Annotated in this window: 7 protein-coding genes and 1 pseudogene; 5 read left to right on the forward strand and 3 right to left on the reverse strand. The window is 49.9% G+C overall.

What is annotated here, in order from left to right:
• Nucleotides 1-8 precede the first annotated feature (8 nt).
• Together FIV45_RS02240 and FIV45_RS02245 are read left to right on the forward strand one after the other, a co-directional pair.
• A complete protein-coding gene (locus tag FIV45_RS02240; protein WP_099472409.1) occupies nucleotides 9-1,604 on the forward strand; it encodes a heparinase II/III family protein in 1,596 nt (531 codons plus the stop codon).
• Nucleotides 1,601-2,836: a glycosyltransferase family 4 protein gene (locus FIV45_RS02245; RefSeq protein ID WP_099472408.1), complete on the forward strand. Its 1,236-nt coding sequence runs from the start codon at nucleotides 1,601-1,603 to the stop codon at nucleotides 2,834-2,836. Before FIV45_RS02240 ends, FIV45_RS02245 begins: the two co-directional genes overlap by 4 nt.
• 60 nt (nucleotides 2,837-2,896) lie before the next feature.
• Here the strand turns inward: FIV45_RS02245 and FIV45_RS02250 are convergent, their stop codons facing one another.
• The 3 genes and pseudogenes from FIV45_RS02250 to FIV45_RS02260 all read right to left on the reverse strand — a co-directional run bounded on the left by FIV45_RS02250 (nucleotide 2,897) and on the right by FIV45_RS02260 (nucleotide 6,922).
• Entirely contained in the window at nucleotides 2,897-4,324 is a 1,428-nt protein-coding gene (locus FIV45_RS02250) for a hypothetical protein (protein ID WP_133118564.1), read from the reverse strand.
• 361 nt (nucleotides 4,325-4,685) lie between these two features.
• Nucleotides 4,686-5,876 (reverse strand): annotated as a pseudogene (locus FIV45_RS18940) (alpha-amylase family glycosyl hydrolase); the annotation flags it as partial.
• A complete protein-coding gene (locus tag FIV45_RS02260; RefSeq protein ID WP_099472406.1) occupies nucleotides 5,870-6,922 on the reverse strand; it encodes a LacI family DNA-binding transcriptional regulator in 1,053 nt (350 codons plus the stop codon). The pseudogene FIV45_RS18940 and the gene FIV45_RS02260, both read right to left, overlap by 7 nt.
• 270 nt (nucleotides 6,923-7,192) lie before the next feature.
• On the opposite strand from FIV45_RS02260, the gene FIV45_RS02265 reads away from it, so the two are divergent.
• From FIV45_RS02265 to pgl, 3 genes are all read left to right on the forward strand, one after another.
• A complete protein-coding gene (locus tag FIV45_RS02265) occupies nucleotides 7,193-8,755 on the forward strand; it encodes a sodium/sugar symporter (RefSeq protein ID WP_099472405.1) in 1,563 nt (520 codons plus the stop codon).
• Between the two features lie 155 nt (nucleotides 8,756-8,910).
• Nucleotides 8,911-10,353 (forward strand): glucose-6-phosphate dehydrogenase, encoded by a 1,443-nt coding sequence (zwf, locus tag FIV45_RS02270; protein ID WP_099472404.1) that lies wholly within the window; start codon nucleotides 8,911-8,913, stop codon nucleotides 10,351-10,353.
• 1 nt (nucleotide 10,354) lies between these two features.
• Nucleotides 10,355-11,053, forward strand: a complete 699-nt coding sequence (gene pgl / locus FIV45_RS02275) for a 6-phosphogluconolactonase (RefSeq protein ID WP_165776989.1) — start codon at nucleotides 10,355-10,357, stop codon at nucleotides 11,051-11,053.

The following is an 11,053-nucleotide window of genomic DNA, read 5'->3' on the forward strand; positions in this document are numbered from 1 at the left end:
ACCGGTAAATGAAAAAATTAAAGAAAGCAGGCCTTTACTGGCGGACATTACGCCATTTAAAAGCTATCCAAATAACCAACCGGATTAAGCGCAAGCTATTTCCGGTAAAAATTAATAATTCAACCGCGCTCAGTTTGCGGGGCCTTTCAGTCGATAGTTTTTATGCGATACCAAGGTCCAAATCTATTTTATGGACAGATACATTTCTATTTCTCAACAAAAAAGAAAAACTGACATTCCCAAGCGGATGGAATGATCAATCTTTATCAAAGCTATGGCTTTATAATCTTCATTACTTTGAAGGACTTATGAATAAGAAAACAACTGTTGAACTTAAGCAACAGTTGATTGAGCAATGGATTGCTGAAAACCCAATAGAGCATGGAAATGGTTGGGAGCCATATCCAATTAGCCTTAGGATAACCAACTGGATAAAGTGGGCTCTTAGTGGAAACACCTTATCTCAAAATGCCCTTCATAGTCTGGCTGTTCAAACACGGTACTTAATGAAAACCATTGAATTTCACCTTCTTGGGAATCATCTTTTTGCTAATGCTAAAGCTCTAGTTTTTGCGGGGATTTTTTTTAAAGGACCCGAACCAGAAAGGTGGCTTTCAAGAGGACTTAAAATTTTAGAAGAGCAAATTCCCGAACAATTTCTTGACGATGGCGGCCATTTTGAACTGAGTACAACTTACCAGGCCCTTTTGGTTGAAGATTTACTTGATATTCTATATCTGCTCCAGGTGGGGGAGCGGGGCATTCCGGAAGAATGGAAATATAAAGCTAAAAAAGCTGTTGAATGGCTTGTGATCATGACGAGGCCAGATGGATTGCCCCCACTCTTTAATGATTCAGCTTACGGAATTACACCTTCGTTACAGGATATAACATCTCTGAGCTCATCTGTTGGGCTTGAAGTAGCCAAAAATTTTCCAGATGGGCTGACGGATCTGCCTAATAGTGGTTATTTCAGGTATGAGACTGGAAAATACGCCTTCTTTGGGGACGCGGGGCAGGTGGGGCCGGATTACATCCCTGGGCATGCCCACTGTGATATGGCCAACTATGAACTATTTGCGGCTGATCAACCGATTATTGTTGATACTGGTGTCAGCACATACGAGAATTCTGCAAGGCGCCACTTGGAAAGGTCAACAGTTTCTCATAATACCGTTCAGATTGCGGGTGAAGAGCAAAGTGAAATCTGGGGCGCGTTCCGGATTGGCAGGCGGGCAAAAATCAAAAAGCGAGTAGTTATCGGAGATAAAGCCACTGTTTCTTATGTTGGTTATGGTCACTCAAGGTATGAGCACCAAAGAACTTTCTCCTTCGAGCCCAGTAAAATTTTAATATCGGATGAAATTTTCTGCAAACGCCTAATGGCTGGGGCGTCCATTTCTCGCATACATTTTCATCCGAATGTTGACGTTGAGGTCAGAGAAAACACCGTCCAAGCAGGCCCTTTGTTGATAAGATTTGAAGGTGCAAAAAGAATTGATTTAACAAGATACTGTTACGCTCCAGAATTTAATACACTCGTCTCTGCTCATGTGATTGAGATCGCTTTTGATACAAACTTGGAAACCACAATTACATTATGAATATTCTCTTCCTTTCCGATAATTTTCCGCCCGAAGGTAATGCCCCTGCGACAAGGTTGTTTGAACATGCGACCCGCTGGATTGAAAAGGGCCACCAAGTGACTGTTATCACTTGCGTGCCAAATTTCCCAGAGGGCAAGGTTTTTGAGGGATATAAAAACCGGTTGTATCAGGTCGAAATGATGTCGGGCATCAAAGTCGTGCGGGTCAAGACATATATTACTGCAAACGAAGGTTTTCTCAAAAGGACGCTGGATTATATCTCCTTTATGTTTATGGGTTTCTTTGCAGGCCTGTTCCAGAAAAGGCCGGATATTATTGTGGCCACGTCGCCACAGTTCTTTTGCGCGATAGGCGGGTGGATGTTATCGGTGGTGCGCCGAAGGCCTTTTATCTTTGAATTGCGTGATTTATGGCCAGCGTCGATCAAGGCTGTTGGCGCAATGGAAGACAGTCTGTTGATCCGGGTTTTTGAAAGAATAGAACTGTTCCTCTATCACAGATCGGATCGGATCATTTCTGTCACACATGCCTTTAAAAAGGAACTCGTTGAAAGAGGGGTTTTGGCCGAGAAAATAGATGTTATTACCAATGGTGTAGATCTGACTAAATATGCACCAGCAGATGAAAAAGATCCGGAGTTGGCTGAGCAATATAACCTTAAGGACAAGTTTGTCGTGGGTTATGTCGGCACTCATGGCATGGCCCACGCTTTGGATAAGGTTGTGGATACCGCCGAACTCCTACAACATGAGAAAGATATTGTCATCCTCTTCGCTGGGGGCGGCGCGGCGCGTACCGCTATCGAGGAGCAGGTTGCGGCAAAGAAACTCAAAAATGTTTGCTTGATCCCTAGGCAGCCAAAGGAGATGATGCCGAGGCTTTGGAGCCTGTGTGACGTTTCTTTGATCCATTTGAAAAATAACCCTGTATTTAAAACTGTCATTCCCTCAAAACTTTTTGAATCCATGGGTATGGGCTTGCCTGTCCTCGTTGGTGTGCCGGAGGGAGAGATTACGGGTATTGTGGAAAAATGTGACTGTGGAATCAACATTGAACCAGAAAACGCACAGCAGATGTCGCAAGCCATTTTAGATTTGTATAGGAACCCTGGTTTGATGGCGAACTATCGGAAAAACAGTTTAAGTTGCGCCCCCAAATATTCCCGAGAAGCACTCGCGCATGACATGCTGATCTCTTTTGAGGCAGCATTAGAGGGAAGTGTTGAGTAATTATATTTTCTTGAGATGTTTATTCAGTTTTGGTTCTCTAAGAGCCAGATATTTTCTTAGTCACGGAGTTTGGCGGTTAATCAGGCTAGATGATAACTTCTTCATGTATTCTGGGACGGAGACATCAAAGTGTGAAAGCACTGCAGGGGCAATTTCGCGGGTGTCGATTTCTGTTTGAATATTTTGTTTATTCATATTTTTTGGATCATAGCTGATCCACATACCTGTTGGTATATGGTATCCTGATGACCCTGATTGGTCTTCGATAACAGTATTTTCCAAACCGGCTTCTTCCAATGTAAATTTTTGATTTCCTATCTCTACGTAGGCCATATCATCCGTAACATTTTCCATGCCGAAATGAAACATATGGTAGTCGTTGGCCCGCTCTTCGTGTCGAACAGGTTGGCCTGCGACTTTTAGAGTCGAGGAAAGTTGCCGTATAAGTTCTGATTTTTGAGGAGTTGTAATAAATGCAAAGCGTGGCAACATGACGCGACGCCGTTGCCACTCATCGGGTTCCACATTCAGTTTTTGCAGGAAAGTCTCGGCATCCTTAATATATATTTGACGAGCGATAGATTTCCCTAGGTTTGCACCTTGCCCCATGCTTGTGGTTAAAACGATTGTATATTCAGGATTCTTATGGGCAAATATCATAAGCTTTTCGAGCATATCATCTGCTTGTGTCATTGCAAAATCGATTTCATCAGCATAGGTTCTTACCCAGTCTGGATCAAAATCATTTTGTTTAAAGTCTTCGGCATAACTTGAAGCCCAGTAGCGGTGCATACTTGATGCAACATGATTGGAGAAAAATGTTGTATACTGTGGCTTTTTACTCTTTAGCTGTTGAAAGAAAACATCAAATGCTAAAACACCTTGCAAGATACGCCGACGGCCTTTTCGGATGGGATTCTGACGTTCAGCAATCAATTGCCCGATAATCTTTTTTGCCGTACTAAGCGTGAAACCGAGTTTTAACAAATGAGGCAAGAGTGCAATAGCCTTGCCGCCAGAGATGCCAGTCGATACGTTTCTTGCTGATTTATCAACCATGTTTAGATTGAAGTCTTGGAATTTGGCTACTTCAGGAGGGAAGCCTTGTGCATCACTTGCAAAAGTGTCAGGTAAGAAGAAATCATATTGTGAAAGGTCTGCGGGCATGGGCCAACTATTCAAGGAGCCTCCAATTCCAATCCGCACGCCTTGATTGGCAAGAATTTTCCATAAGGGGGGAAATTCAATGTCAACATCCTCTAAGTTTTGGCTTAGATTGGTTAGCATATGCTTTTCTGTATCCACACCGCGGTGCACAGTGGCCCAAGTACACCACGGATGTAGCCATTTTGAATCTGGTGATACTGTTTTCGCGATAGTAGATTTTTGTAAAAGCTTACTGAATGCCGAGTCTGGATGACGATCTACATAAGTATTCAATACTCTAAATGGCACTTCATTTAATTCGAAAAATACTAATTTTCTCATTTTTATCCTATTTAAAGTTGGAATGATTGATGTATCGTCTGAATGTCTGTTCGCTTACAGCTTTATAGAAGAAGTCCAAGGTAGTTTTGTATCTAATTATTGCGGGAAGCGCAAGTGGTTAGAAGGTAAGATGCACAAAATACTTTTGTTTCACACAAATAATTAAGGCACGTTTTCTCTGAAAAGACCTCCCTATTTTCCAGTTGATTTTTCCCTTGTGAATTTACGTAATACACTCTTGGGTCACGTTTGATACTGTATGGGTGACAGGCTATTCGTTTTTATAAAACGAGTTGCTGAATGAATATTGCCTTTATGAAAAAAGAGCAATCAACTCTGCTCTAAAAAACATTGTACGAAGTTAAAGTAAGAGCTTCATCTCTAAAGGGGGGGGGGCAGGGCTTGGGCGGTCTTGCAAGTTCGTTATTTTTGTACTTTCAGGTCGCGGTATCATTATAGACCTATTCGTCAAATTAAACACCGCCAGCATGCTCTCCCGTTTATACGTCCGCACAAAGGCCAAGGTGCCGTCCGGGCTGTCGAGGAATTTGATATCGCCGTGCAATAGAGCCGGGTGGGATTTGCGCCAGCTTAGAAAATTCTTAAAGGCATTCAGCACCGAGTTCAGATCTCTTTCCTGCGCCTCTACGCTTATGGCCAGATGATCTGTCGGCACCGGTAGCCATGGGACGGCGTCACTGAAGCCCGCATGGGGGGCGTCAGCCGTCCAGGGCATAGGCGTGCGACATCCGTCGCGGCCCTTGAAGTCGGGCCAGAATCTGATGCCGAAAGGATCTTGAAGGTCCGCGTGGGCAATATTCGCTTCGTTCAGGCCGAGTTCCTCGTCTTGATAGGTATACATATCGTGCCCGGTAGGCTGCAGAGCAGGGCGGTCAGCATCTTGGCCATCCCCGGCGACGGATTGTCGCCGCCCCACCGGCTCAAGACCCGTTTGACATCATGATTACTGATCGCCCAGCAGGGTTGAGCGCCATTCAGGTGAGCCATCTGTTGCTCCACCGTTTCACGGATATGGCGGGCGGAAAAATCATCCACCAACAGCTCAAAACTATAGCCCATATGCAGGCGTTTGTTGTCGGCGGTATAGTCGGCGATGGATTTGAGCGAATCCTCTGTATTGATCTCGCCCACCTATAGACATCACGCCGGGATAGCGGTCGAGGAGCGCGCGCAGCTCTTCGAGGAAGGCCAGCGTCTCCGGCCGGTCATTGCCATAGACATGACATTGCGCGGCATAAGGATTATCGGGACTGAAGCCGCGGCCGCGGCGTTCCGCCATGGGTTTTGCGGGATTGTCGCGCAGTTCGGCGTCATGGTAACAGAAATTGATCGCGTCAAGGCGAAAACCATCGACGCCACGCTTCAGCCAAAATTCGACTTCCTGCAGGATCTGGGCGCCGCCATCGGCGCGGGCGTCGGCCCAGACGTACCAGTCGGCCTTGGCATTTTCACGACCCTGACGGCTTTCCTGAAACCAGGCGTGCTGGTCGGAGGTGTGGCTGAGCACCTGATCAATGACCACTTTCAGGCCGCCGCCACGGTCTCCCGCAGCATCAGTTGATACTCGAGGATATTTTCCAGATTTTGCTCCGGCGGGGTTTCCATCTCTTGCTCCGTCTCGGGCTTCTTCTTCAGCGCATCAATCAACAGGTCGGTCGCGCGTTCGGCCATTTCCAGAATGGGTTGGCGCACCGTGGTCAGGGACGGCCATATGGCTGACGCGATCGGCGCATCATCAAACCCCACCACGGACAGCATGCTCGGCACCTGAAGATGATGTTTCTGGGCCGCCGAAATGGTCGCGGCCGCCATGTCGTCACTGCTGGCGAAAATAGCCGTCGGCGGGTCAGCCAGCGTCACCAGGTTCACCGCCGCCTGAAAGCCGGACCGGTAGGTGAACAGACCCTGCTGGATATAGTCGTCACGTATGTCAATGTGATGCTTTTCAAGCGCCCGCTTATATCCTTCATAACGCAGATGGCTGCCGCTATGGTCCGGATGACCCTGGATAAAGCCGATCTTGCGATGGCCCTGGGTGATCAGATGTTCGGTGATGTCAAAAGCGGCCTGAGCCTCGTCCATGCACACAAAGGGAAAAGGGTGGTCATCCCGTTGCGGCGAAATGCGCACCGCGGGAATATTGAGCGCCATCAGGATATCGAGAACCCGCTGTGAATCCGACAGGGGCGGCGGCAGGATGATGCCTTCGATCTTGTTGCGCCGCACCAGGGCTTTCAGCGCGGTTTCCACATCGTCGGTGGTTTCGTCCAGGGAACTGACCACCAGATTATAGCCCCGCGACTGGCTCTTGCTCAGGGCGCCGATCAGCAGCTGCCCGACATAGCCTTCACTGGGGTTCTGGTAAAACAGGGCAATCAGATGGGACTTGGCGCTGGCCAGACTGCGGGCGGACAGGTTGGGCTGATAGTCGAGCTCCTCAATGGCCGCCATCACCTTGTCGCGGGTCTTGTCCCGGACCTTGGCCTCGTTGCTGATCACCCGTGAAACGGTCATCATCGAGACGCCGGCCAGTTTGGCGACATCCTGCATGGTGGCGGTCTTCATTTTCTGAATCATCCCATAGCCTTGTTGGTTCTAGAGCGTGCCAGAGAGACTAGAAGATGTTCGCGGACGTGGCAATGATTAATGAACCGAGTTTTTTGGTGGGCCAGTAAACTATTGTAAGGTAACGGATTTTATGGCCCGGAATATAGAAAAAGACCACATTGTGATGCCATGTAAAGGGAAACTAGATTGACAGAATGTGCTATAAATGATAGCGCTAACATTATAAAAATATAAAAATGGGCTCAAAATATTGAAAACGGGAAGGCTGGGCGTAGCGTTATGGAATTAGCGAATCTGGATATCGGGGTTTTTGTTGTTTATGTGGTTGGTCTTATCGGGCTGGCCTATTGGGTGTCGCGTGAAAAGCCGGGCCACGAGAAAAATGCGGAGGATTATTTTCTCGCTGGCAAGTCTTTGCCCTGGTGGGCGATCGGGGCGTCGTTGATTGCGGCCAATATTTCCGCCGAACAGATCATCGGCATGTCCGGGTCGGGTTATGCCATCGGTCTTGCGATTGCGTCTTACGAATGGATGGCGGCGATCACCCTGATCATTGTCGGGAAATATTTCCTGCCGATCTTCCTGAAAAACGGCATCTATACCATGCCGCAGTTTTTGGAACAGCGCTATGACCATCGGGTACGCACCATCATGGCGATCTTCTGGCTTGGCGTATATGTCTTTGTCAACCTGACGGCCATTCTGTGGCTCGGCGCCTTGGCCATCCATACGGTGACGGGCGTTGATTTGATGTATGGCCTGTTGTTCCTCGGCGCGTTCGCCGCCGCTTATTCTCTCTACGGCGGGCTGAAGGCCGTGGCCTTTACCGACATTATTCAGGTGGTGTTGCTGGTGTTCGGCGGGTTGTTCCTGTCCTATGTCACCCTGGATGCGATCGGGGCCGGAGAAGGCATCATTGCCGGTTTTGCGGAACTGACCGCCCAGGCGCCGGAAAAATTCGACATGATCCTGAGCAAGGATAACCCGCATTATGCCAGCCTGCCGGGCCTCAGTGTCCTGATTGGTGGCATGTGGATCATGAATCTGTCCTATTGGGGCTTTAACCAATATATCATTCAGCGCGCCCTGGCGGCGAAGAACCTGGGGGAAGCCCAAAAGGGGATTTGCTTTGCCGCGTTCCTTAAGCTTCTGATGCCGGTGATTGTGGTGTTGCCCGGGATTGCCGCCGTGGTGTTGGCGCCTGACCTGGCGTCGCCGGATCAGGCCTATCCCGAACTGATGAAGATGATGCCGGTGGGCATGAAAGGGCTGGTTTTTGCCGCGTTGGTGGCGGCGATTGTCTCCTCGCTTGGGTCAATGACCAACAGTATTTCAACGATCTTCACCATGGATATTTACAGCTACTACCAGAAGAACCGCAGTCAGGCGCATTATGTGTTTATCGGCCGTCTGGTGAGCTTCTCTTCACTGGTGATCGCCATGATCTGCGCCAAGCCGTTGCTCGGCCAGTTCGATCAGGCGTTTCAGTATATTCAGGAATTTACCGGCTTTTTCACCCCGGGCATCGTGGTGATCTTCCTGCTGGGGATGTTCTGGAACCGGACGACAGCTCACGGGGCGCTGACTGCCGCGATTGGCTCTGCGGTGCTGTCCTTTGCCCTGAAAATGTTGTGGCCGTCGTTGCCCTTCATTGATCGGGTGGGGATTGTCTTCCTCAGTTGTTTGGCGCTGGGTATTATCGTCACCCTGATGGAGAAACGCGGCGTGCAGAAGAATGCGGTCGATCTGGAGGGTATCGATTTTACCACCGGCCGGTCTTACAATATATCCACCATCGCGGTGGTGCTGATCCTGACGGCGCTTTACGCCACCTGGTGGTAAGGCGTGGGTGGATCAATGTTAAATTTATGGATGTGAATTAGTCCAACTTCAGGGGTGTTGTCCTCACGAAACTGTTGCAACACCCCTGACTTTTTTTTTGAATAACCTGTTAAACTATATGTGAATGAGATTTTCCGGATGGGAAAGAAAATAAAATGACGGCTCTGGATATTGTTTTTTTTGGCGGCACGGGCGATTTATGTCTGCGGAAATTGATGCCCGCCCTGTATTTCCTCTATCGGGACGGGAAACTGCCGATGGGCAGTCGTATTCTCGGCCTGTCCCGGGGCCATGTCAGCCGGGCGGATTATCAGTACCAGGTGTTGGAAAAGCTGAAATTGTATCTCGGTGAAAAATATGACGGCGAGGTTGGGCGAACGTTTGCCACGTTGCTTGATTATCGTGAATTGGATATTCCCGATCAGAAGTCCTGGGCGACGCTGAAAGATTATCTGGCGCCAGTCGGGGCGCGGGAGATCATTTATTACATGGCGGTGCCGCCGACTTTATTTGGCACGGTGTGCGCGCAGCTCAAGCAGCATGACCTCAACCCGATCAACAGCCGCCTGGTGGTGGAAAAACCGCTCGGGGAAGATGAGCAAAGCGCCGAAGCGGTGAATGACATTCTCTCCACCAGCTTTGAAGAAAGCCAGATTTACCGGATTGATCATTATCTCGGCAAGGAGGCGGTGCAAAATATCCTGCCTTTCCGCTTCGCCAACCGCATGATGGAGGCGATCTGGAACCGGGATCATATTGACCACGTGGAAATCACCGTCGCGGAGACCGTTGGTGTCGAGGGCCGGGCGGCCTTTCTTGACCGGGCGGGCATATTGCGCGACATGATTCAGAACCATCTGATGCAGGTTTTGTGCTTTGTTGCCATGGATGCGCCGACAGATGGCAGCGCCGACAGCATTCGCGACCAGAAGGTTCGGGTGGTGGACGCCTTGCGTCCGGTGACACTGGATAATATTCACGATCATGTGGTGCGGGCGCAATATGGTCCGGGAAATGCGCAGCCGGGCTATCGGCAAGAAATCGCGGATCAGGACATTGCCGGCACTGGCGAGACCTATGTCGCGGTAAAAGCACTGATTGACAGTGAACGCTGGCAGGGGGTTCCCTTTTACCTGCGCACCGGAAAGCGCCTGTCGGCGCGTTACGCCGAAGTGGTGGTAACCTTCAAGGCGCCGGAAAGTACCGCTTATGCGGGTGCGCCCGCCAACCGGATTATCATTGGCCTGCAACCAGATATGACTATTTCCTGTTCGATGGCGATGAAGCAGGTGCTGAAATCTGCCGATGATCTGGGCCACCATAATTTCACCGACGATATGTTGGCGGGGGAGGCCGTACGTATCCCTGACGCCTACGAAAAACTGCTCGGCGATGTCATGCAGGGTCATCAGGCCTATTTTGTCCGTCATGATGAAATTATCGCCTCGTGGAAATGGATTGATGGCATCCGCAAGGCCTGGGTCGCGGCTGACCTGCCCCTGCACAGTTACGAGGCCGGCAGCATGGGGCCTGAGGCCAGCGATGCGCTGCTCGCCGCCGACGGTCACACTTGGTACAGCAAAGAGAAAGAAATTTAAGATGAACAATATTCGGGTGATCAAAAAAGACAGCCGTGATGCGTTGTTGACCACGCTGTTGGCCGACATTATGGCGGGCCTGTCCAATGCGGTGGCAACCCGGGATCAGGCCAGCATGCTGTTGTCCGGTGGCACCTCGCCGGGGGCGCTCTATCAAATGATGGCGCAGCAGGAATTCGACTGGGACAAGGTTTGGTTCGGCCTCAGCGATGAACGCTGGGTCGCGCCCGATCATGCGGACAGCAATGAAAAGCTGGTGCATGACACCCTGTTGCGGCAAAAGGCGGCGGCGGCGCATTTCATCGGCCTGAAAAGCCTGGAGGAGGATATTGTCAAGGGCGCGGATTTGAGCAACCATGCGCTGGAAGATCTGCCCAGTCCCTATGACATTACCCTGCTTGGCATGGGGCTTGACGGCCATACCGCCTCGTTATTTCCGGATTCTCCTGACACACCGGCAGCATTGGCGGCGGACGCCCTGTCGCTGTGCCACCCGATCCGGCGCGGTGCGGGCGAGACACCCCGGATCAGCATGACCCGAAACGCCCTGCTCAACAGCGGGGAAATCAAACTGTTGATCTATGGTGATGAGAAATGGGCGGTTTTTGAACAGGCCCGCCAACAGATCAGCAATCATCAGCCGGTCAGCCATATCTTGAACCAGACGCAGACGCCGGTGACCCTCTATTGGGCGCCGTGA

The organism is Paremcibacter congregatus, assembly GCF_006385135.1.
Classification (GTDB): Bacteria; Pseudomonadota; Alphaproteobacteria; order Sphingomonadales; family Emcibacteraceae; genus Paremcibacter; species Paremcibacter congregatus.

What these genes read in the sequence shown, in the direction of transcription:
- FIV45_RS02250 (WP_133118564.1), bottom strand. Translation starts at nt 4,324, where the DNA reads ATGAGAAAATTAGTATTTTTCGAATTAAATGAAGTGCCATTTAGAGTA.
- pgl (WP_165776989.1), top strand. Translation starts at nt 10,355, where the DNA reads ATGAACAATATTCGGGTGATCAAAAAAGACAGCCGTGATGCGTTGTTG.
- FIV45_RS02260 (WP_099472406.1), bottom strand. Translation starts at nt 6,922, where the DNA reads ATGATTCAGAAAATGAAGACCGCCACCATGCAGGATGTCGCCAAACTG.
- FIV45_RS02265 (WP_099472405.1), top strand. Translation starts at nt 7,193, where the DNA reads ATGGAATTAGCGAATCTGGATATCGGGGTTTTTGTTGTTTATGTGGTT.
- zwf (WP_099472404.1), top strand. Translation starts at nt 8,911, where the DNA reads ATGACGGCTCTGGATATTGTTTTTTTTGGCGGCACGGGCGATTTATGT.
- FIV45_RS02245 (WP_099472408.1), top strand. Translation starts at nt 1,601, where the DNA reads ATGAATATTCTCTTCCTTTCCGATAATTTTCCGCCCGAAGGTAATGCC.
- FIV45_RS02240 (WP_099472409.1), top strand. Translation starts at nt 9, where the DNA reads ATGAAAAAATTAAAGAAAGCAGGCCTTTACTGGCGGACATTACGCCAT.